Source organism: Pseudoalteromonas sp. G5_S1_54_S4 (assembly GCF_054968565.1).
On sequence record NZ_JBQKUL010000155.1, the window covers coordinates 1 to 285 of the forward strand.

A 285-nucleotide genomic window follows, 5' to 3' on the forward strand; every position below is an offset into this window, starting at 1 on the left:
TTAGTTCGTTAGCGTTAGGTGCGGAGCAAGCACTTAATGCGGTACGAAGCCACTGGCAGGTTGAAAGTATGCATTGGATGTTGGATATGAACTTTAGGGAAGATGAATCAAGAATCCGTAAGAAGCAAGGACCCCTTGTTTTTAACGTAATGAGAAAAATAGCCATGGCGTTATTTAAACAAGATACAACTAAAACAGCCAGTATGGCGAGAAAAAAGAAAATGGCAGGGCTAGACGATGATTATCGCTCAACCCTGTTAGAATCTGGGATTAAAATGCGCTAGC

Annotated in this window: 1 protein-coding gene; it reads left to right on the forward strand. The window is 41.8% G+C overall.

Annotation, left to right across the window (positions count from 1 at the left end):
* Positions 1 to 284 (forward strand): transposase (locus ACTRWE_RS19345; RefSeq protein WP_462880552.1); only part of this gene is annotated, 284 nt, incomplete at its 5' end.
* Between the last annotated feature and the right edge of the window lies 1 nt (position 285).